At 65.1% G+C, this 23,898-nt stretch carries 22 protein-coding genes; 8 read left to right on the top strand and 14 right to left on the bottom strand.

Going from position 1 to position 23,898, the window contains the following annotated elements; translation table 11 throughout:
* From HGB41_RS15975 to HGB41_RS15965, 3 genes are all read right to left on the bottom strand, one after another.
* Entirely contained in the window at window positions 1-468 is a 468-nt protein-coding gene (locus HGB41_RS15975; RefSeq protein ID WP_229423063.1) for a hypothetical protein, read from the bottom strand.
* A 70-nt stretch (window positions 469-538) separates the two neighbouring features.
* Window positions 539-1,363 carry a metal-dependent hydrolase gene (locus HGB41_RS15970; RefSeq protein ID WP_171086175.1) on the bottom strand — a complete coding sequence of 275 codons (825 nt, stop codon included), beginning with the start codon at window positions 1,361-1,363 and terminating at the stop codon, window positions 539-541.
* A gap of 312 nt (window positions 1,364-1,675) precedes the next feature.
* Window positions 1,676-3,970, bottom strand: a complete 2,295-nt coding sequence (locus tag HGB41_RS15965; RefSeq protein WP_171086173.1) for a TonB-dependent receptor — start codon at window positions 3,968-3,970, stop codon at window positions 1,676-1,678.
* 274 nt (window positions 3,971-4,244) lie between these two features.
* Between HGB41_RS15965 and HGB41_RS15960 the strand changes: the two genes are divergently transcribed.
* From HGB41_RS15960 to HGB41_RS15925, 8 genes are all read left to right on the top strand, one after another.
* Window positions 4,245-5,591, top strand: a complete 1,347-nt coding sequence (locus HGB41_RS15960) for a GIN domain-containing protein (protein WP_171086171.1) — start codon at window positions 4,245-4,247, stop codon at window positions 5,589-5,591.
* Window positions 5,592-5,858: 267 nt separating this feature from the next.
* Window positions 5,859-6,737 (top strand): glucosamine kinase nucleotide-binding domain-containing protein, encoded by an 879-nt coding sequence (locus tag HGB41_RS15955; RefSeq protein WP_171086169.1) that lies wholly within the window; start codon window positions 5,859-5,861, stop codon window positions 6,735-6,737.
* Window positions 6,734-7,819 carry an N-acetylglucosamine-6-phosphate deacetylase gene (nagA, locus tag HGB41_RS15950; protein WP_171086167.1) on the top strand — a complete coding sequence of 362 codons (1,086 nt, stop codon included), beginning with the start codon at window positions 6,734-6,736 and terminating at the stop codon, window positions 7,817-7,819. The genes HGB41_RS15955 and nagA overlap by 4 nt, the downstream gene beginning before the upstream one ends.
* Window positions 7,820-7,836: 17 nt before the next feature.
* Complete coding sequence (locus HGB41_RS15945; protein ID WP_171086363.1) at window positions 7,837-8,847, top strand: SIS domain-containing protein; 1,011 nt, start codon at window positions 7,837-7,839, stop codon at window positions 8,845-8,847.
* A gap of 7 nt (window positions 8,848-8,854) precedes the next feature.
* Window positions 8,855-10,375, top strand: a complete 1,521-nt coding sequence (gene nagZ, locus HGB41_RS15940) for a beta-N-acetylhexosaminidase (RefSeq protein ID WP_171086163.1) — start codon at window positions 8,855-8,857, stop codon at window positions 10,373-10,375.
* 152 nt (window positions 10,376-10,527) lie between these two features.
* The gene (locus HGB41_RS15935) at window positions 10,528-11,817 is read left to right on the top strand and encodes a tetratricopeptide repeat protein (protein ID WP_171086161.1); all 1,290 of its coding nucleotides are present in this window, start codon (window positions 10,528-10,530) and stop codon (window positions 11,815-11,817) included.
* Between the two features lie 155 nt (window positions 11,818-11,972).
* Window positions 11,973-13,043, top strand: a complete 1,071-nt coding sequence (locus tag HGB41_RS15930) for a flavodoxin family protein (protein ID WP_171086159.1) — start codon at window positions 11,973-11,975, stop codon at window positions 13,041-13,043.
* Window positions 13,044-13,094: 51 nt separating this feature from the next.
* Entirely contained in the window at window positions 13,095-13,835 is a 741-nt protein-coding gene (locus tag HGB41_RS15925) for a GntR family transcriptional regulator (RefSeq protein WP_171086157.1), read from the top strand.
* 225 nt (window positions 13,836-14,060) lie between these two features.
* On the opposite strand, the gene HGB41_RS15920 is transcribed toward HGB41_RS15925, so the two are convergent.
* From HGB41_RS15920 to HGB41_RS15870, 11 genes are all read right to left on the bottom strand, one after another.
* Window positions 14,061-14,852, bottom strand: a complete 792-nt coding sequence (locus tag HGB41_RS15920; protein ID WP_171086154.1) for an SDR family oxidoreductase — start codon at window positions 14,850-14,852, stop codon at window positions 14,061-14,063.
* A 95-nt stretch (window positions 14,853-14,947) separates the two neighbouring features.
* Window positions 14,948-17,755, bottom strand: coding sequence for a M16 family metallopeptidase (locus tag HGB41_RS15915; RefSeq protein ID WP_229423062.1), 2,808 nt, complete (start codon window positions 17,753-17,755; stop codon window positions 14,948-14,950).
* Window positions 17,756-17,921: 166 nt separating this feature from the next.
* Window positions 17,922-18,371: a CBS domain-containing protein gene (locus tag HGB41_RS15910; protein WP_171086152.1), complete on the bottom strand. Its 450-nt coding sequence runs from the start codon at window positions 18,369-18,371 to the stop codon at window positions 17,922-17,924.
* Window positions 18,372-18,474: 103 nt separating this feature from the next.
* Complete coding sequence (locus HGB41_RS15905; RefSeq protein ID WP_171086146.1) at window positions 18,475-18,825, bottom strand: DUF3579 domain-containing protein; 351 nt, start codon at window positions 18,823-18,825, stop codon at window positions 18,475-18,477.
* Between the two features lie 103 nt (window positions 18,826-18,928).
* Window positions 18,929-19,888 carry a CobD/CbiB family protein gene (locus HGB41_RS15900; RefSeq protein ID WP_171086144.1) on the bottom strand — a complete coding sequence of 320 codons (960 nt, stop codon included), beginning with the start codon at window positions 19,886-19,888 and terminating at the stop codon, window positions 18,929-18,931.
* 257 nt (window positions 19,889-20,145) lie between these two features.
* On the bottom strand, window positions 20,146-20,814 hold the full coding sequence (locus HGB41_RS15895) for a CoA pyrophosphatase (protein ID WP_229423061.1): 669 nt from the start codon (window positions 20,812-20,814) through the stop codon (window positions 20,146-20,148).
* Between the two features lie 69 nt (window positions 20,815-20,883).
* Window positions 20,884-21,270, bottom strand: coding sequence for a 50S ribosomal protein L19 (gene rplS / locus HGB41_RS15890; protein ID WP_171086142.1), 387 nt, complete (start codon window positions 21,268-21,270; stop codon window positions 20,884-20,886).
* 117 nt (window positions 21,271-21,387) lie between these two features.
* The gene (gene trmD / locus HGB41_RS15885) at window positions 21,388-22,149 is read right to left on the bottom strand and encodes a tRNA (guanosine(37)-N1)-methyltransferase TrmD (protein ID WP_171086140.1); all 762 of its coding nucleotides are present in this window, start codon (window positions 22,147-22,149) and stop codon (window positions 21,388-21,390) included.
* A gap of 26 nt (window positions 22,150-22,175) precedes the next feature.
* A complete protein-coding gene (gene rimM / locus HGB41_RS15880; RefSeq protein WP_171086138.1) occupies window positions 22,176-22,709 on the bottom strand; it encodes a ribosome maturation factor RimM in 534 nt (177 codons plus the stop codon).
* Window positions 22,710-22,749: 40 nt separating this feature from the next.
* Window positions 22,750-22,998, bottom strand: a complete 249-nt coding sequence (gene rpsP / locus HGB41_RS15875) for a 30S ribosomal protein S16 (RefSeq protein WP_036216003.1) — start codon at window positions 22,996-22,998, stop codon at window positions 22,750-22,752.
* Between the two features lie 156 nt (window positions 22,999-23,154).
* On the bottom strand, window positions 23,155-23,886 hold the full coding sequence (locus tag HGB41_RS15870; protein ID WP_171086136.1) for an AAA family ATPase: 732 nt from the start codon (window positions 23,884-23,886) through the stop codon (window positions 23,155-23,157).
* Window positions 23,887-23,898 lie beyond the last annotated feature (12 nt).

The following is a 23,898-nucleotide window of genomic DNA, read 5'->3' as shown; positions in this document are numbered from 1 at the left end:
CTAACGGACCGGCGGCGATTTGAACTTCGCGCAGTATATTTTGCTTTTGTCATTCATGTAAGCGATCGTGCTGCCCAGGTTCGATACGCGCAAGGGAAACGGTGTCGCGCCGGCTGGCTTGAAGACGATGCCGTAGGCGGTGCGGATGCCCTGCTCCAGCTCTTCCGGGGTGCTTTCCGTAATCGCCGCGATGAATACCAGCGGGTTGCTGTCGTCGCTGACCATGACTTCCTTCACCTCCGCGCCCCATAGCGTGGCTTCGGTCTTGAACCACCAAGCCCCGCCCTCGCGCTTGTAGGCCGGGCCGAAGGCCGTGGTGAGATAGTCGTGGAAATAGCGGTTCTCGAGGTGGCTCCGGCACAGCAGCGCATTGCCGATCACCGGCCCGAAGGTCGACGGCATGGCCTGCGCCTTCCCGTGGCTACAGGCGAGCAGCAGCGCCGCGGACAGCGCCCGTCGCAGCGTCATGGTGGGGAATTCAAGGTGGGAGCAGCCAGGCATGGCCCCATTATGCCACCGCCTGCCAAGGCCACCCGGCTCATGGCGCGCTGCTGCGGACCGCGCGCCAGGCGTCGCTGTTCTGGTCTAGCCAGATTTTCAGCAGCGCACGGTTGTCGTGCTTCCATGGGTGGAAAGTTGGCGAGAAATACTGCAGCACCGGCCCAACCATGTGCCAGGCCAGGCCGCGCCGCCCGAACCACATGCGCGCGGCGCTCGCCCAGGTGCCCAGCCGCCACAGGGCGCCGTCGCGGTGCAGGTTATGGAAGGTCTGGATGAAATTATCGAACCAGAACACCACGCTGACGTGCACGAACCACAGCACCCGGCGCCAGTAGCCGCCACCGGCGGCGCGGTAGACGTCGAAGGCCACGCCCTTGTGCTCCAGCTCCTCCACTGCATGCCATTCCCACAGGCGGCGCAGCGCCGGCTCGGCGTCCGCGATCCATTCCGGGTGGCGCAGGATGCCGTCGGCCAGCATGGCAGTGTAATGTTCGAAGGCGCAGGTGACCGCCACCTGGCTGCGCACGTCGAGGCGCGCGACCTGGCGCACTCGCCACAGGATGCGCTTTTCGATGACGAAGGCCAGGTTTTGCCGCGCGAGTTCGGCGTTGTACTGGATGTGCAGGTGCCGGTGGGTCGCTTCCTGGCCGATGAAGTCCTTGACCTCGCCGCGCAGAACGGGGTCGGTGATGCGGTCGGGAGGCACGGCGCGCAGGCTGTCGATGAACATCTGCTCGCCGATCGGGAAGGTCATCGACAGCGCATTGAACCACTGGCTGCGGTAGGCGTCGCCGCCAAGCCAGCGGCGGCCGAAGCCTTTGCCCAGGTCGACATCGAGCTTGCGGACGGTGAGTGATGACATGGTGGCTCCCCGGTGGAAGACGGACGGACGGATTCGCCGACTATAGCACCAGAGTTACCGCAGAAATACTGGAAAGCCACAATGAAGCACTGGTCCAGGAGTTAAACGCAGATCAGTTAGTTGACGTATGACCTGCCGAGCTTCGTAGGGTGGGCAGGTTTCCTGCCCACGCGTTCAACCGGCGGCAGCACGGACGCCGCGCGGCTTTCATCCGTTAACCATCACCGCGTGGGCGTTCGTAATTCTGGGCATTGCCCGAAATTACCCCGCCCACGCTACGAGTTAGCGGCTCTTATGTGGCCAGCATGGGACTTAGAAATTGACCTTGAACTGGGCGCCCAGGGTGCGCGGCTCGTTCAGGATGCCGGTCAGGTTGTCGAAGTCGATCGCGCCGACTACCTGCACGCGGTCGGTGATGTTGCGGGCAAATGCCGACACTTCGTACTTCCCGTCATTCCACTTGTAGCCCAGGCGCAGGCCGCCTTCGAACAGCGAACGCGCCTTGTACTCCTTCGCTTCGTACAGGAACATGTTGTAGGTGGTGCGGTAGGCCCAGTCGGTGTTGGCGAAGAAGTCGCCATTTGCCAGCGGAATCGTGTACGACAGGCTGAAGTTGGCCTGCCATTTCGGTGCGCGCGGCAGCGGGTTGCCGTCGATGCGCACGGTGCCGGCGAACGGACCGACCGGATCGGTGACCGTGCAGCCGGCGCGTCCGCCGGTGTTGGCGAAGTTGCCGCACTGCTGGACGAACAGGGCGCCGTCCTTGATCTCGGTGTCGTTGTAGCTCACGCCGGTGGAGAAGCGCAGGCCATCGGCCAGCACCGCCTGGAAGTCGAGTTCGACGCCCTGCCCGGTGACCTTGTCGGCATTGATCAACTGGTTCATGTTGATCACGCCGCTGCCGGCGGTGAGCTGCTTGTCCTTGACGCGGTACTGGAACACGCTGGCCGATACGCGCGCGCGGCGGTCGAACAGTTCCTGCTTGATGCCGGCTTCGTAGGACAGGACTTTTTCGGCGTCGGCAAACGAAGGACGGTCGGCCAGGCCGTTCAGGCGTCCCTGCATGCTCGGCGCGCGGTAGCCGGTGGCGATGCGCGCGAACAGGTTGGTGTCCGCATTGAGCGCATAGGTGCCGCTCAGGTCCCAGCTGATGTTGGTCGAATCATTGTTGATGATGAAGGGACCGGCGGTGGTGGCTTCGACGCGTTTGGCCGAGAAGTCCTTCTTGTCGCTGGTGTAGCGCAGGCCGCCGCGCAGCTTCAGCTTGTCCGAGACGGTGTAGTTCAGCGAGCCGAAAGCCGCCCACGATTCGGTCGACTGGTTCTGGGTCGCGAAGAACGGGCTCTGCGGGTTACCCGGCGCCAGCGAATCGAAGCTGATGCTGTCGATCTGGATGTCTTCGTTGAAGTAGAACAGGCCGCCGATCCACTGCAGCGGGCCAGTGCCGTTCGACTCGGCGCGGAACTCCTGGGTGAACTGGCGGTGGTGCGGCAGCAGGTCGGCCGTCTCCACCACGAACGGGATATAGCCCGGGCCCATCGGCTGCGCATACACGGCGCCGTAGCCGCCGTCGACGTCGGCGCGGCTGTAGAAATCGGCCGACTCGTAGCCGGTGATCGAGTGCAGCGTAATGGCGTCGCCGTTCCAGCGCAGGCGCATGTTGGCGCCCTTGGTCTTCAGGGTCTGCTTGTTGACGCCGTCGGTCGGGTAGCTGTCGTAATCGAAGCCGTCGACCAGGTCGTTGGTGCCGGCCTTGATGATGTTCGCGCGGAACAGCGTGGCGTTGTTGTCCAGGTCGCGCATATGGACGTTGAACAGTGCGCTGAATTCCTTGTTCGGCTGGACCAGCACCTGGATGCGGCCGGCGTTGTCGTGGTAGCCCTCGAAGTCGCGGGTGCCGGTCGGGCGCGGGTTGTGCACGCGGTCATCGCGGTTCTGCGACTGCAGCGAAACGCGCGCGGCAACGGTGTCGCTGAACGGCAGGTTGAACGCGCCTTCGGCATTCTTGGCGCCGTAGTTGCCCAAGCCCAGGCTCAGGTAACCCTCGCGCTTGAACACTGGCTTCACCGAATCGAACTTGATCACGCCGGCCGGCGAATTGCGGCCGAACAGGGTGCCCTGCGGGCCGCGCAGCACTTCGATCTGCTCGGTGTCGAACACCGGGAAGCCCTTGAGCATCGGGCTTTCCTGCACGATGTCGTCGACCACCAGGCCGACCGGCTGCGAAGCGTTCAGGTCGAAGTCGGTATTGCCCTGGCCGCGGATGTAGAAGCGCGGGAAGGAGCGGCCGTAGTCGGATTCGACGTTCAGGCTCGGCGAGCGGCCGGACAGAAAGCGGATGTCCTGACCGCCGGCGACCAGGGTGTCGAGCTTGTCGCCGCTGAGGGTGGTGATCGCCATCGGCACTTCACGGATGTTCTCGGCGCGGCGCTGGGCCGTCACGATCACCACGTCGAGCCGCTGGCCGCCCTGGGCGGTCGTAGCTTGCGCCACCGGTGCTTCCTGGACGGCGGCGGCTTCCTGGGCCAGGGCCGCCTCAAACGGGAAAGCACTGGAAATGGCCAGGCACATCAGGGTGCGGCAACGTGGGAAAGCGGGACGGTTCATGGGGTTCCTTGGGTAACGTGAACGGGAAGCTCGGGGACAGCTTGCAAAATACAAATTGTAAATGCTCAACTATAGCAAGTTGTCAAGAGTGCTTTCAAGCGAACTTACTAGACTGCACACCCTAACAACAAGGCTTGACAGCGGGCCGGGCACGGCCCATCCGCCAAATTTGCGGCTCGGGGCCCGTTTTTGCGCTTTCGTCGTTTTGCCCGGGCGCCGGGCGAAAGCTTGTCATATCGTTCAGGCTCCCATCGCTTCCACCGACGAAAAGAACATGCCAACCGTCTTCAAGCCCGCCCTCCTCGCCGCCGCCATCGCCGCCGGCTTCCTCCTGGCCCCATCGAGCCACGCCGAATCGCCGCGCGGCCCGGTCGTGACGCAGCAGCGCAGCGTGGCGGCCTTCAGCGCCATCGAGCTGTCCGGCCCCTTCGACGTCGTGGTGCGCGCCCAGGGCCGCCAGGCGCTCCTGCTGTCCGGCGAGCGCGCGCAGCAGCTCGACGAGATCGAAACCTTCGTGCGCGGCGACACCCTGGTGGTGCGGCCTGTGCAGCGCAACGGCTTCCACTTCAGCTGGGGCAAGCGCGAGACGCCGACCATCAGCATCACGGCCGCCCAACTGAAAAGCCTCAAGATGTCGGGCAGCGGCGACGTCGACCTGTCCCAGCTTTCCGGCGAACGCTTTGCCGTCAGCATCGACGGCCCGGGCGACCTGCAGGCCGCCGGCGCGGTGCGCGACCTGGCGGTGCGCTCCACCGGCAGCGGCGACGTCGACCTGCACCGCCTGAAGGCCGCCAATGTCGAACTGGCGCAGTCGGGGCCGGGCGACGTGCGCCTGGCCGGCGTCGGCAACGAACTGGTGGCGAACCTCACCGGGTCGGGCGACCTGGAGGCCGACGGCCTGCGCCTGGCGCGGCTGAACGCGCGCATGAGCGGCCCGGGCAGCATGAAACTGTCCGGCAACGCGCGCGAACTGCGCGCCGAGGTCGAAGGCTCGGGCGACTTCGAAGCCTGCTCGCTGGCGGTCGACGCGGCCTCCACCGTCCAGCGCGGCCCGGGCCGCGCCTGCGTGGCCGGCAATATCAAGCGGTTCGACGCGGAAGTCAGCGGCTCGGGCGAGCTGCAGGCCAGCGGGCTGCAGGCTGCGTCGGCGATCGTGCGGCTGGGCGGTCCCGGCGGCGCCACGCTCAGTGGTTCGATCGGCGAACTGACTGCCGAAGTCACCGGCTCGGGCGACCTCGATGCGGGCGAGCTCAAGGTCAGGCGCGCGACGGTCAAGGCGCGCGGTCCGGGCGGGATCGAGCTGGCCCACGTGTCCGATACGCTGGACGCGGAACTACGCGGCTCGGGCGGGCTGCAAGCGAACATGGACGGCAAGCGCCTGCTGCTCAAGATGAGCGGGCCGGGCACCGCCCGCGTCGAGGGCAAGGTGGAACTGGTCAAGGCCCAGCTGAGCGGATCGGGCGGGCTGGAAGGCCGCGGCTTGACGGCCGGGCGTGCGGAGATTTCGGTGAATGGCGCGGGGAATGCGGCGGTGAATGTGGTGGGCCGCAGCGCTAAGCGCGACGAAGATGGCCAGTTGCTGGTGGTGGACCGCAGTGGCAGCCGGCACGGGTCGCAGTAATCGCACAGAGGCGCACCTAAGGGTGGGCAGATTCTGCCCACCCTACGAGATCGCGGAAATCTACGAGATCGCGGAATTCTGGGTGCTCGACAATACCAATTCCCATACCACTAAAAACATTTGCATAATCAGTACGTTATGCAAATTTCCTCTGCCATTCCGCCCCAAATTGCACACGATATTTGCATACCACTTAAATACCTGTTGACAGCACCGACCCGCCTGCCTATAGTGCGCTGACCTCCCGGCAGAACACTACAATCCATCATGATCGACTATCTCATCGGCGTCGACGGCGGCGGCACCGGCACGCGCGTGCGCCTGGCCCGCCCCGACGGCACCGAACTGGCGCAGGCAAACGGCGGCCCGTCCGCCCTCTCGCGCGGCATCGACAACGCCTGGACCACCATCGGCAGCATCGTCCAGCAGGCTTTCGCAAGCATCGGCATCCCCACCGTTCCAATGAACTCCTGCGCCATCGGCCTCGGCCTGGCCGGCGTGCACAACAAGGAATGGGCAGCGCAGTTCGTCGCCGCCAATCCTGGCTACGCCTCCCTGGCACTCGACACCGACGGTTTCACGACGCTCATGGGAGCTCACGGCGGCCAGCCAGGCGCGATCGTCGCGATCGGCACCGGCAGCGTCGGCGAAGCGATGCTGCCGGACGGGACCAAGGTCGAAGTCGGCGGCTGGGGCTTTCCGGCCGGGGACGAAGCCAGCGGCGCCTGGATGGGCCTGCGCGCGCTCAACCACACCGAGCAGGTGCTGGATGGCCGCGTCGAAGGCGGCGCGTTTGCGCGCGAGGTGATCGAATTCTGCGGCGGCTCGCGCGATGCGGTGCAGGTCTGGATCGGCAAGGCCAACCCGGCTGCCTATGCCGGCCTGGCGCGCTTCGTAGTGGCGCATGGCGACACGGATCCGGTAGCGCGCGCCATCCTCGAACACGCCGGCCAGGAAGTGGCCAGCATCGCCGCGGCGCTCGACCGCACGCGTACACTGCCGCTGGCCCTTTGCGGCGGCCTGGGCGAGGTCCTGCGCGCATGGCTGCCCCCGGCCACCCTCGCACGCTGTGTCCCGGCGCAAGGCGATTCGGCCGCCGGCGCACTGCGCATGATCCGACGCCACCTTGAAGGAGCAGCACAATGAAAGGCAACATCCTCACCCCCGGCGGCTGGATCCACGGCGAACTGCGCTACGGCGCGCGCATCGAGGCCATCGAAGGCCATGAAGTCGACCCGTCGGCCAACGGCGACGACTACATCCTGCCCGGCTTCATCGACGTGCACGTGCACGGCGGCGCGGGCCGCGACATGATGGAAGGCGGCGATGCGCCGCACATCATCGCGGCGATGCATGCAAAGCATGGCACCACCGCCCTGCTCGCCACCACCATGACTGCCCCGGTCGAAGACATCGAGCGCGCACTTGGCGCGATCGGCGCGGCTTGCCGCGCCCGCGGCAAGAACGAAGCCCGCATCCTTGGCGTGCACCTGGAGGGCCCCTACATCAACTCGGGCAAGCTCGGCGCCCAGCCGCCGTTCGCGCGCGAAGCGAGCCTGGACGAAGTGAACCGCTTTAGCGAACAGGCGCCGATGCGCCTGATCACCGTGGCGCCCGAAATCGACGGCCACATGGTCCTGCTGCGCGCGATGGCCGATGCCGGCATCCGCGTGCAGATCGGCCATACCAATGGCTCGTATGAGGTCGGCGTGCAGGCCCTCGAACACGGCGCAGCAGGCTTCACCCACCTGTTCAATGCCATGCCAGGCCTGCACCACCGCGATCCCGGCATGGTCGGGGCAGCCCTGGCCCATGCCGAATACGCCGAGATCATCCCCGACCTGCTGCACGTGCACCCGGGCGCGATCAAGACCGCGCTGCGCTGCATCCCGAAGCTGTTCTGCGTGACCGATTCCACCGCCGCCGCCGGCATGCCGGACGGCGAATACATGCTGGGCCGCCAGGTCGTGCACAAGTGCATGGGCGGCGTGCGCCTGGCCGATGGCACCCTGGCCGGCAGCACCCTGACGATGGACCAGGCGCTGCGCAACCTGGTCAAGATCGGGCTGACCCTGCAGGACGCCAGCCGCCGCGTCTCCACCAATGCCGCCGACTACCTCGGCGAAACCCAGCGCGGGCGCCTGGCGCCGGGCTGCCATGCCGATTTCGTGGTGCTCGACCGTGAGCTGAACATCAAAGCCGTTTATATCGAAGGAGAAGCACTGTGACCCCGACCACCTCGCTGATGTACCAGGAAGCCCTGTCCGCAGGCGACTGCATCGCCCAGCAACTGGCGCAGGACGCCGGGCGCTACACGGAACTGGGACGCAGCCTGCGCGCCACCAATTTCCACAGCGTGGTGACGGTCGCACGCGGCAGCTCGGACCACGCCTCGAGCTACCTGGCCTACCTGATCATGGCGCGCATGGGCCGCCTGGTGACCTCGCTGCCGATGTCGCTGGTGACGCTGTACAAATCGCCGCTGGTCACGCGCGACACGCTGGCCGTGTCGATCTCGCAATCGGGCCAAAGCCCGGACGTAGTCGAGCCGATCCAGTATTTCCGCGCCGGCGGCGCCACCACGGTGGCGCTGGTAAACGACGACACCTCGCCGCTTGCCAGGGCAGCCGAATGGACCATGCCGCTGCATGCTGGTAAAGAGCAAAGCGTCGCCGCGACCAAGAGCTTCATCGCCAGCATGGTCGCGGGCGCCCGCCTGGTCGCCGAATGGCAGGACGATGCCGAACTGCGCGACGGTATTGCCGCCCTGCCCGACTCGCTGCGCGCCGCCAGCCAGGTCGACTGGTCCGCCGCCATCGAGGTGCTGGCCCCGGCCCGCAACATCATGGTGGTCGGACGCGGCATCAGCTTCCCGGTGGCGCTGGAGGCTGCCTTGAAATTCAAGGAAACCTCGGCGCTGCAGGCCGAAGCCTTCTCGGGCGCCGAGATCAAGCACGGCCCGATGGCGCTGATCGAGGAAGGCTATCCGCTGCTGATCTTCGCGACCCGCGGCCCGGCGCAGGCCGGCCTGGTGGCGCTGGCCGAGGAAATGCGCGGCCGCGGCGCCCGCGTGCTGCTGGCGGCACCCGAGGACGTCGCCAGCCGCGACCTGCTGCTGCCGACGGCCGCCATCCCCGACCTCGACCCGATCGTCGCAATCCAGGCCTTCTACATGATGGCCGCGAACCTGTCGAAAGCGCGCGGCCTCGACCCGGACCGCCCGCGCCACCTGAGCAAAGTCACCAGGACCAACTAAGCGAACCATGAGCGACTACCTCGATCTCGCCGGCCAGCTGATGATGGTGCGGCTGTTTGGCACCGAACTCGATGACGACACCGATGCCTTCCTGCGCGCCCACAAGGTGCGCGGCGCCTGCCTGTTCCGCCAGAACATGCTGGATGCGCCGCAGCTGGCGCGCTTCACCGCCGACCTGCGCGACGCGATGGGACCGGAAGCGCTGATCGCGCTCGACCAGGAAGGCGGCGCCGTGGTGCGCTCGACCTGGGTCCCGGCGCCGCCGAGCGCGATGGCGCTGGGCGCGGCCAACGACCCGATTCTCGCGCGCGACGTCGGCGCGGCCGTGGCGCGCGCGGTGCGCGCGCTCGGTTTCAACTGGAATTTCGCGCCGGTGCTGGACCTGAACAACAACCCGGACAACCCGGTGATCGCCGAGCGCTCCTTCGGCGCCGACCCGGAAACCGCCACCCGCATCGCCCTGGCCTGGATGGAAGGCAGCGAAAGCGAAGGCGTGGCCTGCTGCGTCAAGCATTTCCCCGGCCACGGCGACACCCACGTCGATTCGCACCGCGACCTGCCGACCGTCGACAAATCGCTCGATGAACTGGAACGCCTCGAGTTCGCCCCCTTCCGCATCGCCGCACAGGCAGACAAACCGGCGCGCGCCGTGATGACCGCCCACATCGTCTACCCGGCGCTCGACCCCGAGTTCCCGGCCACGATGTCGCGCCCCATCCTCACCGGCATCCTGCGCGAACGCTTCGGATTCCAGGGCGTGATCATCACCGACGGCATGGACATGCATGCCATCGCGCACCGCTACAGCGCCGGCCAGGCCGCCGTGAATGCGCTGGTGGCAGGCGCCGACATGGTGATGGCAATCGGCTCGCGCGAGACGCAGCTGGAAACCGTGCAGGCGATCGCTGCCGCGATCCGCGACGGCGTGCTGCCGCTGCACGACGTCGAAGCACGGCTGGCGCGCTTGTCAGGGCTGGCCGCAAGCTTCCCGGCCGGCCCCGTCCACTATCTCACCGACAGCGATGACCGCGCCCTGATGGCCAGGGCATGGCGGGCCGGCCTCACCCTGCTTGGCCAGCCGCAGCGTCCCGCGCGTGGCAGCAAGATACGCCTGGTCGCGCGCGCCGATGTGGTCAGCGACGGCGTCTCGGAATCGGGCGTGCCGGCGGCCAGCGTCGCCGCAGCCCTTGGGCGCCTCTACGACGTCGACCTCGTCACCTTCCTGGACGCCGACAGCTTCGACTGGAGCGCGCTGCCGCAGGACGGCCGCTTCACGATCCTGGCCTCGACCTCGCGCCGCCGCTATGGCCCGCATGCGCGCGCCAGCTGGCACCCGGACCTGCACCTGGCACTGTGGAATCCCTACCAGGCGCTCGACTTCGATGCGCCTGCCCTGATGACCTATGGCTTCGCGGCGCCCGCCGTGGATGCTGCCATCGCCTGGCTGGCCGGCGAGCTCGATGCCCAAGGCCGCTGCCCGGTGCCGGGCTTCGAACATGAGCCTGAGCAAGACGGTAACGCTATGTAACCGCACGGGCGCCGTTGCGCGCCCTGCGGCACAATTGCCGAGCCTGAAAACGGCGCTTTATGGGACAATGCACCCTTTGCCGAGATTGGCATTTTCGCCATGTTGGCGTATATGCATTTCTCATCATTATCGACTTGATTGAAGGATACTCCATGGCCCAATTCCGTCTTGCCCGCCTCTGCCTGATGCTCGCCGCAATCGGCGTCTCCGCCCCGGCGCTGGTAACCAGTGCCCACGCGCAGCAAAAGACCGATGCGCCTGCCGCGGCAGCCCCAGCGAAGGACACCGTCCGTCCGGAAATCTTCAAGCTGCTCGATCCGACCGCCATCAAGCCTTTGATGGACGCCAAGAACTACACGGAAGTGCAGAGCCGCATCACCCAGGCCGAAGCCTTCCCGAACCAGACCCCGTACGAACAGTACGTCGTCAACCGCATGAAGCTGTCGCTGGGTTCGACCACCAACAACAACGCCCTGGCAATGCCGGCACTCGAAGCCGTGATCAACTCGAACCGCCTGACCGGCGCCGAGCAGGCCAATTTCATGCAGGCGCTGGGCAACATGCACTTCAACGCCAAGGATTACCCGAAGGCAATCGAATGGTTCAAGCGCTACCAGAAAGAAAGCCCGACCCCTGAGGCCGTGCGCCCGGCTCTCGTCCGCGCCTACTACCTGAACAACGATTTCGCCACCGCCAAGACCGAGTTGTCCGCGATGATGGCCGAGTCGGCAAAGACCGGCAAGGCGCCGAGCGAAGAAGAGCTGCGCCTGCTGGCGACCGCGGCCAACAAGACCAAGGACGATGCGGGCTACCTGATGGCGCTCGAGCAGTTGGTGCGCTACTACCCGAAAGACGAGTTCTGGGTCGACCTGCTCAGCCGTGGCGTGGCGCGCAAGGCCGGCTTCGACGAGCCGACCTTCGGGCCGCACATGCTGCGCCTGGAGTTCGCCGCCGCCAAGAACGACATGCCGCCGGAGCACTACACCTTCCTCGCCGAGACCTCCCTGCGCGACGGCTTCCCGGCCGAGGCCAAGCAGGTGCTGGACGCGGGCTTCGCCGCCGGCGTGCTGGGCAAGGGTGGCGATGCCAAGACCCACAACGCCCTGCGCGGCAAGGCCACCAAGCAGGCCGCCGACGATGCGAAGAACATCGCCGCGGGTGAAGCGAGCGCCGCCAAGTCGAAGACCGGCGCCGGCCTCGTGAACATCGGGTGGGCTTACGCCACGATGGACCAGGCCGACAAGGGCATCGGTTTCATCCAGCAAGGCATCGCCAAGGGCGGCCTGAAGAACGCCGACGAGGCCAAGTTGCGCCTCGGCATGGCGCAGGTGCGCGCCGGCAAGAAGGCCGAAGCGATCCAGACCTTCGAAAGCGTCAAGGGCGGCAAGGGCGCGTCGGACTTGGCCAAGTACTGGATCATGTTCCTGAACAAGGCAGCCTGATCCGCGGGCAGCAGCCCAGGGCCGCGAAAAGCCGGACAATGTCCGGCTTTTTTTTCGCCCCGGCTTTGTCCGCATTTTCCACAGGTTTATGTGCGCGCCCGAACATCCGCCCTGCCGCGTCCGGCCGATAATCCGCCCACTACCATGGAGGCCACATGACAGAGGTACGCAAGGGGCAGGCGCCCGCCAAGCTTGGGCGCGACGAATTTCACCTGCGCTTCCGGCGCGCTTTCTTCGACCCCGCCTATGACGAGCTGGGGCAGGAACTCGGCGCGATCGAGCAGGTGGCCTGGGAAGCCTACGACGAAGGCCGCAAGGCGCCGCGCACCGTGAAAGCCGGACCGGGCTTCGCTGATCCCGATTACGACCTCTCGATCGAATGGAAGGAAGCGCGCGACCGCCTGCTCGCCGCCGAGCAGCACCAGAAAGACCCCTCCACCCGCAACCGCGTGCTGGTCATCAACGGTTCGGCGCGCAACGACGGCACCTGTCCCGGCGAAGTCTCCAAGAGCTGGCGCATGACGCAGCTGGCGCGCGAGGTATTGGAGGCGGATGGTTTCGAGGCCGACGTACTCGACCTGAGCCTGCTCAATTCCGATTACGACCGCCACATCCACCCCTGCAAGGGCTGCGTGTCCACCGCCATGCCGCTCTGCCACTGGCCGTGCAGCTGCTACCCCAACCACGCCGAGCGCCAGGTCAACGACTGGATGAACGAGATCTACGAGCGCTGGACACTGGCGCACGGCGTCGTCATCGTCACCCCGGTCTACTGGTACCAGGCGCCCGCCGTGCTCAAGCTGATGATCGACCGCCTGGTCTGCGCCGACGGCGGCAACCCCGACCCGACTTCAACCCGCGGCAAGGATGCCGAACAGGCCAAGGCGATCGAGCTGGCCGGCTGGGATTACCCCAAGCACCTGGCCGGCCGCGCCTACGGCCTGATGGTGCATGGCGACGTCGCCGGCATCGAAGGCACGCGCCGTTCGCTGGCCGACTGGCTGTCGTGGATGGGCCTTATCGATGCAGGCAGCTTCGCCCAGCTCGACCGCTACATCGGGTACTACGAGTCGTATGCGGAAAGCCACGACACGCTGGACCGCGACACCGCGGTGCAGGAAGAAATGCGCAACGTGGCGCGCGCGGTCGGCGCCGCCGTGACCGAAATCCGCGCCGGCCGGGTGGCCGTGGTCGAGCACCCACTGAAGAACCCGCGGCCGAAATAAGCGCCGCTGCGGTGGTATGATGCGGCCGACCCGATTCCCATCCATGGCCCGATGAACGACCTCGCCGCACTGATGCAGTCTGCCGCCGCCGCCGGCAAGCTTCCCCTGTACCAGCAGCTGCAGCAGGCGCTGCGCCAGGCGATCGACGATGGACTATTCGGCGCCGCCTCGGCGCTGCCGGCCGAGCGCCAGCTGGCCGAAGAACTGGGAATCTCGCGCATTACCGTGCGCAAGGCCATCGACGCGCTGGTTGAAGAAGGCCTCCTGGTGCGGCGCGCCGGCGCGGGCAATTTTATCAATACCCGCATCGAAAAAAACTTCGCCCGGCTCACCTCGTTTTCCGAAGACATGCGCGCGCGCGGACGGGTGCCGCGCAACGAATGGCTCAAGCGTTCGGAGGGGCTGGTGACGCCTGAAGAAGCGCTACGGCTGCGGCTCTCGCCCGGCACGCCGGTCTACCGCTTCCATCGCATCCGCTACGCCGACGAGCTACCGATGTGCCTGGAATACGCGACCATTGCCGCCTTTGCCCTGCCCTCGCTCGATGCGGTCGACGATTCGATGTACGAGGCGCTGGAGGCGACCGGCAACCGGCCGGTGCGGGCGCTGCAAAGGCTGTCGGCGCTGCTGCTCAATGCGGAGCAGGCGGGGCTGCTACGGACGCGCGAGGGCGATGCGGGGCTGTGCGTGGAAAGGCTGGGCTTTGCCCGCGATGGGCGGGCGGTGGAGTTGTGCCGGTCGTATTTCAGGGGGGATATGTACGATTTTGTGGCGGAGTTGAATGCGGGTTAAAACGGCATCCCGGCTGTTTTGATGATGGTTGAACGCGTGGGCAGAATCTGCCCACCCTACGGGTCTCGACTTTCGAAGGGTGGGCAAATTCTGCCCACGCTACGGCTCTCGACTTTCGAAGGGTGGGCAAATTCTGCCCACGCTACGGGTCTCGACTTTCGTAGGGTGGGCGGGTCCTCCCGCCCGCGCGTCCAGATCACCCTTGATCAGAGCATACGCACGACCTCAGACCGCCGTAAACCCGCCATCCACCACCAGCTCGTGCCCATTCACATACGACGCGCCTTCGGAACACAGCCACAGCGCCGCATTCGCAATCTCCGCCGTCTCGGCAAAGCGCCCCATCGGGTGCGCCGCCTTGAGCTTCTTTTCGCTGGCCGGATCGCGCTCGACCGCGCGCGCCAGCATCGGCGTCTTCACCGCCGCCGGGCACAGGGAATTGATGCGGATGCCGGACCTCGCATATTCCGCCGCCGCGCTCTTGGTCAGTCCCACCACCGCATGCTTGCTGGCAGCGTAGATCGCGCGGTTCGGCATGCCCACCAGTCCGGACACCGAGGCCACATTGACGATCGCGCCGCCGCCCTGCTTGAGCATCTGGCGCAGCTGGTATTTCATGCACAGCCAGACGCCCTTGACGTTGGCGCCCATGATGCGGTCGAACTGGTCTTCCTCGCCCTCTGCCAGCGGCGCGCCCTCTTCGTCGAGGGCGGCGTTGTTGACGGCGATGTCCAGGCGGCCGTAATAGCTGACGGTTTTCTCGACCAGCGTTTCGACTTCGCCCGCGCGGGCGATATCGGCGCGCACGAACAGCGCCTTGCCGCCAGATTCGACGATCATGGCGGCGGTGGCATGGCCACCGTCGATCGTGGTGTCGGCGACGACGACGTGGGCGCCTGCGCGCCCGAAAGCCAGCGCGGTGGCGCGGCCGATCCCGCTGGCGGCGCCGGTGACGAGTGCGACTTTTCCGGCGAACGGAAGCGTGTCCGCCGGCAGTGCTTTGGATGTGCCATTCATGATGCTCCTGATGCCTTGCAACTGATGCTTCTCAAAGGAAACATTTTAACGCAGCATCAGGCCGCTGTCACAATTGGACGCCTGCAGTGTTGCTTCTAGGGCGTGCCTGTCGCCTTCGCGCCAGCCTTGGACTGGTCGCCCGCCATCACTACCGTCAGTTTCGCCGGGTCGATCGCCTTGCGGAAGGCCGCGTTCAGCTGCGGCAGCGTGACGGCCGCCAGCTTGCGGTCCAGCGCCGCCGACCATTCGAAGGTGCGTCCGCGGTACAGGTAGCCCGTCCACCCCGATGCCACCACGCCGTCATTGGTGCGGTTCTGCAGGCGCTGCTGCATCAGGCCCGATTTGGCGTCGGCCAGTTCGGCGGCCGTGAAGCCGTCCTTCACCGCCCGTGCCAGTTCGGCGCGCACTGCCCCGTCCAGCTTGCGCAAATTCTGCGGCGCCGCGATCGCGCTGATCATGAAGACCCCGGCGCGGTCGAAGTCGCCGCCCGACAGGTCCGAACCGCCGCCATACGACAGGCCATCCTTCTGGCGGATGCGGTCCATCAGGCGCGATTTCAGGCCGCCTTCGCCGAAGATGTAATTGGCCAGCATCAGGGCCGGGTAGTCCGGATCTTCCAGGTTCAGGTCCAGGTTCATGCGCGCCACGTAGAAGCCGTTTTCCTTGTCCGGCGTGTCGAGCATCTTCGTGGCCGGCGCCACTTCCGCATGCTTGCCCAGGATCGGCGCCACATTCGCGGGCGCGGTCCACTTACCGAACAGCGCATCGACCAGCGACACGACCTCTTTCGGGTCGAAGTCGCCGACTATCGCCAGCTCGGCCGGGCTGGAGTTATGGAACTCGCGATGGTGCGTCGGCAGGTCTTCCAGGCGCACGGCCTTGATGTCCTCGATGTCTTCTTCCAGCGTATTGGCATGGCGGATGTCGCCGCGCGGGTACTGCTCGAAGTGCACGCCCAGCGCACGCGAGGCCACGCTCTGCGGCTCGGCGCGGCCCGCTTCCAGGCCCACCAGCATCTGCTTGCGCAGCTGCTCGAATTCGAGCGCCGGGAAGGCCGGTTCCTTCAGCACGTGGGCCGCCAGCTTGATGGCCTCCACCAGGTTTTCGCGCGTGGTCTGGAAGTGGTTCGGGCCGCCCGCCATCTTGAGCTTGTCGAAGGCATCGGCCAATTCCGCGCGGCTGTATCTGGTGGTGCCCCGCATCAGCATGGCCGAAGTCAGGCCGGCCACGGCGCTCTTGCCGAACAAATTCTTCTCGTCGCCGAAATGCTGGCGCAGGCTCACCGTCACGGTCTCGCCGCGGTTCTTCTTCGGCAGCAGCGCCAGCTTCACGCCGCCCGCCGTAGTGAGCGTGGTGCGCTTCATGATGTTGGCCTGGCTCGGGTCGAAGTCTTCCGACACCAGGCTGGACGCCGCCGGCTTGAAGTCCTTCATCACCGATTCCACTGTCGGCGCGGCCGGCACCAGCGCACGCTGCGGCGCGTCGTCCGGCACGAAGGTGCCGATCACGCGGTTGCTGCGCATGAAGTAACGGCTACTACTCGCCGCCACCTCTTCCGCCTTGACCGTCTTGAGGCGCTCGCGGCTCAGGAAGTACAGGCGCCAGTCGCCCAGCGCGATCACTTCGGACAGCGCCACGCCGACCGCCTGCGGGTCGTTCAGGCTGCGCTCGATGGTGTTCAGGTAAGAGCGGCGCACGCGCTCCATTTCGTCAAGCGTCGGCGGCTGCCTGGCCAGGCCTTCGACGGCGTCGACCAGCGCATCGCGCACCGGCTCGACCGGCTCGCCTTTTTTCACCACAGCGCCGAAGAACTGCAGGCCCGGCGCATAGCCGGTCTGGCCGAAGCTGAACACCTGGCTGGCCTTGCCCGACTCCACCAGCAGCTTGTGCAGGCGGCCATTGGGCGCGTCGCCCAGCACTTCGGAGGCGAAGCCGAGACCTTCGGCATCGTCGTGCAGGTCGGACGGGATCTTGTAGCCGACCGCGACGATCTGCACATCGCCCTGGCGCCGCACGGCGAAGCTGCGTTCGCCGTCCTGGGTCGGCTCGACGGTCCAGAATTGCGGCAGCGCGCGTTTCGGTTTCGGGATGGCGCCGAACAGGCGGTTAATTCGGGCCAGCGTCGCGTTCGCGTCGAATTTACCTGCCACCAGCAGGGTCGCATTGTCGGGCTGGTACCAGGTCCGGTAGAAGGCCTGCAGGTTGCCGATCCTGACGTTCTCGATATCGCTGCGGTTGCCGATGGTCGAGCGGCCGTAGCTGTGCCAGTCGTAGGCCACGCTCTGCATGCGCTTGAACAGCACGTTGCCGGGCGAATTCTCGCCGCTCTCATACTCGTTGCGCACCACGGTCATCTCGGAGGCCAGGTCTTTTTGCGCGACCGGCGAATTGACCATGCGGTCCGCTTCCATCTGCAGCGCCCAGTCCAGGTTGTCCTGCGATGCCTGGAACACTTCATAGTAATTGGTGCGGTCGAGCGAGGTGGTGCCGTTGAACTCCATGCCGCGGCGCGAGAACTGGCTGGTGATGTCGGGGTTCTTTTTGGTTCCCTTGAACAGCAGGTGCTCGAGCAGGTGGGCCATGCCGGTTTCGCCGTAGTTCTCGTGGCGCGATCCAACCAGGTAGGTGACGTTGACGGTCACGGTGGGGCGCGAGGTATCGGGGAACAGCAGCACCTTGAGGCCGTTCGCGAGGCGGTATTCGGTGATGCCCTCGACCGAGGGGCCGAGCGTGACGCCCTTGGGCAGCAGCGCCGCCCTGGGTACCGGCGCGGACCTGGCCGGCGGCGCGTCTTTTTGCGGCGCGCTCCATGCGGCTCCGGCCATCAGGAAGGCCAGGCTGCCGGCCACCGCTTGCACGGCAACGCCGCGCCGCACGTAAATCACATCATTGATCCAGCTCATGGTGTCCTGTCATGTTGGCAGGACACTGCCGTCCCGCATGTTTTTGAACATGCAGGATGGTAGCAGACCGGGTCGCGCCAGACCGGGTCGCGCCAGACCGGGTCGCGCCAGACCGGGTCGCGCCAGACCGGGTCGCGATCGACCGGGTCGCGATCGACCAAAAACGCTACTGGCGGGCCCGGCGTTCGTGCGCTTGTTGGTATGGGCTAATACGGGACAATTCTCCCATCTCCTCGGCCAGGAATTCGAGCAGGTCGTCCGCGCTGACGATACCGGACAGGCTGCCGCCGGCGTCGATGACGGGCACGCGCCGGATGCCGCGCAGGCGCATGCGCTCGATGGTCTCGTAGACGTCGTCGGTCTCGCGCGCGGTCAGGAGGTCGTCGGTCATGATGTCGCCGACGAGCAGGCTGGTGGGATCGAGCCCGGGCGCGATGACGGACACCACGATGTCGCGGTCGGTCAGAATGCCGACCGGGATGCTGACGCCATCAGACTGGTCGACCACGACCACGTCGCCCACATGGTGGCGGCGCATCATCAGCGCCGCTCCCTGAACGGTTTCGTCGCGGGCGCAATGGGTGGCCTGGTTGGTGCAGATTTCGCCAATGTGCATGATGCTCTCCCCTGCCTTGCGCCAGAGTTGCGGCGCAAAAAAAACTGGCGCCATGAATTCATCATAGCGCCAGTTCTGGAATCCGGAAGGCGAATCGGCCGATCTATGCGCCCGGCGTCTTTTCGCCCGGCGGCGGCACGAAGCAGGCATCGGCTACCTGCAAATCATTGTCCTTGGCAAAATTCAGCACGAAGTGATAGGCCAGCGGCTCGACCTTCTGCAGCTCGCGGCTGACGACCACGGCCTTGACGCCGTTGACGATGGTCGGGTGGACCCAGGGGGAAAATTGCAGGTGGGCGTTGCGGTTGGCCGCGCCGGGCGCAAAGCACGACATGACCCCGCACAGGCGCTCGGCCCAGTCGCTGGGTCGGAACTGCCTGCCGTTGCTCGTAATGCCCAGGATAAAAAACTCGTCCTTGAGTCCCTTATCCGCGGTTTGCGGTAACTCGGCCATAGTGCTGCTTGCTGAAACAAGAATACTGCGTGGATGAGAACAACTTCAGCGCAGTATTATATCTTATAGAAGACTCACGGACGAGGCAGTGAGCACTTATGGATCAACCGAGCCACACCACGCTCGACAGCAGGAGCAGCAGGATCATCCACAAAACCAGCGCCCGCCACACCAGCCCGACCGTGCTCTGCATCGAGCGCAGGTTCGGCTCCTCGCCCGGCAGCATGTCGGATTCGCTGTCGCCCAGGTCCACGGTTGCGGCGTCCGGCGGCAGCAACTGCGGCGCGTTCTCGTTCGGCGTTCCCAGGCGCACGCCCATCGCGCCCCCGCCCGCCGCCAGGATGATGCCGCGCGATTCGTCGGCCCAGCGGCCGGCGAAATTGCGCCAGGCATAGATCGCATCCTCGAAATTGCCGACCACGGCAAAGGCCACCGCCGTCAGGCGCACCGGCATCCAGTCGATCCAGTAGAAGGCCCTGGCGGCAAACTGGCCGAAGGCTTCGTTGCGCATGTGGTCAGGTTCGTTCCAGGCGCGCGCCAGGTATTCGGAGACGCGGTACATCACCGCGCCCGCCGGCCCGAGCGGCATCAGGAACCAGAAGAATACGCCGAATACGTTGCGGTGGGTGGTCACCAGGGCCTTTTCGACGGCCACCCGGGTAATTTCGGTGGCGTCCATCCCGACCGTATCCGTGCGGGTCCATTCCGCCAGCAACTGGCGCGCGGTGGCTTCATCGCCCGTGTTCAGGGCCAGCTGGATCGAGGTGAAATAATGGCTGTAATGGCGGAAACCCAGGGTCAGGTAGACGATCAGGACATTCCATGCAAAAGCCAGCAGCACCAGGTTGTAGTACATGAAGACCCAGTAAACCAGCCAGGTCGGCAGCATCAGCGCCAGCATCATCAGGATCCAGCCCATGCGGCCATTCTTCTGCTCGCCCGCGTTGAACCAGCCCTCGATGCGCATCGCGAAGCCCTTGATGCTGCCGTAGACCTGGTTGTCGGCGCGCAGCGGCTTGAGCTGCTCGATGATCAGCGCGACGAGGATGGAGAAAAATGTCATTCAGGAATCCTTTTTTGTTCTGGCAATACTGTGCTGCCGCTACGATAGCGGAGAAGTGGGCCGGAATCAAATTCGGGGGTGGAATAAAGCTTCAGTCGCGGAGCCAGGTTCTAGGGCTTTTGTAGGGTGGGCGGGTCTCCCGCCCACGCGGTCAATCATCGCAAGATCTGCCGACACGATTGCTCAACCGTTAACTATCACCGCGTGGGCAGGAAACCTGCCCACCCTACGGTGCGTGGCAATTCAAACCGTCGCGATCAAGCCCTGAGGAAGTGAAACAAATTCCGTAACATCGCCGCCGTCGCCCCCCAAATAAAATACTCCTCATACGGCATCGCATAGAACGTGCGCCTGCCCGCCCCTTCCGGCAACTCCACCGAGCGCCGCTCATGGTGCGCGCCGGCCATCAGGAAGCCCAGCGGCACCTCGAAGATCTCGGCCACTTCATTGGGGTCGGCATTGAGCTCGAATGGCGGCGTCACCAGCGCCACTACCGGCGTGACCCGGTAGGCGCTGATGGTCACGTGATCCGGCAGCACGCCGACGATCTCGATGTGGCGGCGGTGCAGGCCGATTTCCTCTTCGGTTTCGCGCAGCGCGGTCTCGATCGGCGACGAATCGAGCTCTTCGGCGCGGCCGCCGGGGAAGCTGACCTGGCCGGCATGGCTCGACAAATGGTCGGTGCGCTTGGTCAGCAGCACGGTCAGCCCTTCGGGACGTTCGACCAGCGGCACCAGCACGGCGGCGCGGCGCAGGCGCAGGGGTGGCGCCAGCAGGGCTTCGTCCGACGCTTCCGGGTCCCAGGGCAGCGTGCGGGCAAAACGTGCACGCACCGCCTCGGCACTCAACTGCCCGGGCAGGAGCGCGGCTTCGCCCGCGACGCCGTCAACCAGCATCGCCATCGGATCGAACAGGGGCTTGATCAAATCGCATTCCTCCAGCTTGAAACGAAAAAAGGCATCCTTGCGGATGCCTTTTCCTGAACACAGACGCTATTACTCTGCTGCTGGTGCAGCTTTGACTTTGCGCTGTGGCAGCTTTTCTTTGATACGTGCCGACTTGCCCGAACGCTCGCGCAGGTAGTACAGCTTCGCACGACGGACGTCACCACGGCGCTTCACTTCGATCGAAGCGATCAGCGGCGAATACAGTTGGAACGTACGCTCGACGCCTTCGCCCGACGAGATCTTGCGAACGATAAAGTTCGAGTTCAGGCCACGGTTACGACGCGAAATGACGACGCCTTCGTATGCCTGGGCGCGCTTGCGGTTGCCTTCGACGACGTTGACGCTGACGACAACGGTGTCGCCTGGTGCGAAATCAGGGATGCTGCGGCCGAGGCGCGCGATCTCTTCTTGCTCGAGTTGCTGAATCAGATTCATTTTTATGACTCCATTAACCATCATGCTGGCGCGTACTGTAGAACTGCGACGCCCGGTAGAGGATGGGGTTGAACGTGCGGGCAAGATGCCCGCATTACATGCACACAAGGTACATTCTTACTCGGCAGGCTTTTCCAAACCTGCCAGAAACTTTTCGTCAAGCTTGCTCAAGAGGCCAGCGTCGCGCGCCTTGCCTATGAGTTCCGGCCGTTTCTTTGTAGTCTCTTCCAGCATGCGCTGGCGGCGCCACTTCATGATCTCTGCGTGGTTGCCGCCCATCAGGACCGGCGGCACCGGTTCGCCCTCATGGACTTCCGGGCGCGTGTAATGCGGCGAATCGAGCAGGCCGTTGACGAAGCTGTCTTCGACCGCCGAGGCATCGTCACCCAGCACGCCAGGCAATTGCCGCACCACTGCATCCATCAGCGCCATCGCCGGCAATTCGCCGCCCGACAGCACGAAGTCGCCGAGCGAAATTTCCTCGTCGACGCAGCGGTCCAGCAAACGCTGGTCCACCCCTTCGTAGCGTCCGCACAGCACGACCAGTCCCGGCTCGTCCTTCAGCGCCATCACGCGCTCATGCGTCAGCGGTTTGCCCTGCGGCGACATGAACACCACGCGCGGCGCGCTCAAGCCGAGATCGACCTGACGCTGCTTGGCGGCAGCGATCGCGGCTTCGAGCGGTTTTGCCAGCATCACCATCCCGGGGCCGCCACCATAGGGGCGGTCATCCACGGTGCGGTGGCGGTCCTGCGTGAAATCGCGAGGATTCCAGAGCGTCAGGCCCCAGCGCTGCTGCTCGATGCCGCGCCGGGTCACACCCGACTGCGTCAATGCGGCAAACATTTCTGGAAACAAGCTCACGACGTCAAACTGCATCGGGACCTCGCTTCGCATGGGACGGGTCAATAATCCAGACCCCAGTCCACGGTAATCAGTTTTCTGCCTAAGTCAACGGTCTTCACGAACTGGTCCACAAACGGCACAAGGCGCTCGGACGCTTTCGCATCGGGCGCTTCAGGATTCACGACCGGTGCAATTCGAAGAATCGATTGCGCGCCATTGTGCATCATGTCAGTCACCTTGCCGAGGGCTTCGCCTTCGAGGTTGACCACATCCAGGCCGATCAGGTCGGACCAGTAATACTCGTCTTCTTCGAGCTGCGGGAATTCTTTACGCGATACCAACACCGCCGCACCCTTGAGTGCTTCGGCATCATTTCGGTCGCGCAAGCCGACCAGGGTGACGACCACGTCGCCACCATGCATCTTCGCATTCCGTGGCTTCACGGAATGCAGTGCCGGCTTGTCGATCCACCAGGTCTTGATATTCAGCAGCGCGTCTGCGTCGGTGGAGAACGGGGTAACGCGAAGTCCACCCACGATTCCAAACGCACCAGACACATAGCCAACCTGGACCAGGTCGTCGGGGGTTTCCACCCCGGCTGCTGCTGAATCGATCAAACCGGTAAAACCTTACTTAGGCTGCAGGCTGCTGGTTTGCGACCAGGCGGGCAACGGTTGGCGACAGTTGTGCGCCAACGCCTTGCCAGTGAGCCAGGCGGTCAGCTGCGATACGCAGGCCGACTTCAGCGCCCGATGCCATCGGGTTGTAGAAACCGATGCGCTCGATGAAACGGCCATCGCGACGGTTACGCGAATCGGTTGCAACGATGTTGTAGAACGGGCGCTTTTTTGCGCCGCCACGAGCCAAACGGATAACGACCATAATAATTCCAAAAAGTTGTACTGGACGGAGAAAGCCGACGATTATAGCGCGCATGTCCGCACAGCGGCAAGCGTTAATGACAACCCGGCGCGCAACCCCGGCGAATTGAGCATTATCGCCGATTTCGCGCCACAAGGCCATCGTTGCCGCCCTTCCCTAGGATTGCCCCATCAGGATCTTGAGCATGCGCGCCGGGTTGGCGAGGAAATCGCGGGTCACGCGGTAGTGTTCCGTTTCTTCGTAGGCGACCGGTCGGATGCCGTGCTCGCCGCATTCGTAGATGATGGCGTTCGGATAGGCCATCAGGATCGGCGAATGGGTGGCGATGACGAACTGGCTATGCTCTTCGACCAGGTCGTGCAGCCGGCTGAGCAGGGCGAGCTGGCGCTGCGGCGACAAGGCCGCCTCCGGCTCGTCCAGCACGTAGAAGCTGTCCCGCCCGAAGCGGCTCATGAACAGGCTCAGGAAGGCCTCGCCGTGGGACTGGTCGTGCAGGGACTTGCCGCCATAGGCCTGCCCCACAGCCAGGCGCTCGATCTCGCTGGCGACGTTATAGAAGCTCTCGGCGCGCAGGAAGAAGCCGTCGCGCGGGCGCTCGATGCTGCGCACCAACCGCAGGTGCTCGTGCAGGCTCGAATGCGATGCGCGGGTGGCGAAGTTGAAATTCTGGCTGCCGCCTTCCGCGTTGAAACCCATGCCGACGGCGATGGCTTCGAGCAGCGTGGACTTGCCGGAACCGTTTTCACCGACCAGGAAGGTGACGTTCGGATGCAGCACCAGGCGCTCCAGCGCACGCACCGCTGGCAGGCTGAAGGGAAAATCCTGCGACCCGACCGGGGCCGATGCCTTGAGCTGGATTTTCGACAGGTAGGGACGCGATTTGATCATCGTGGAGCGATC

Origin of the sequence: Telluria aromaticivorans, from assembly GCF_013003915.1 — a bacterium.
In the GTDB taxonomy this organism is placed as follows: Bacteria; Pseudomonadota; Gammaproteobacteria; order Burkholderiales; family Burkholderiaceae_D; genus Telluria; species Telluria aromaticivorans.
Note: the sequence above shows the minus strand (reverse complement) of the source record. Positions and strands in the feature narration are given on the sequence as shown.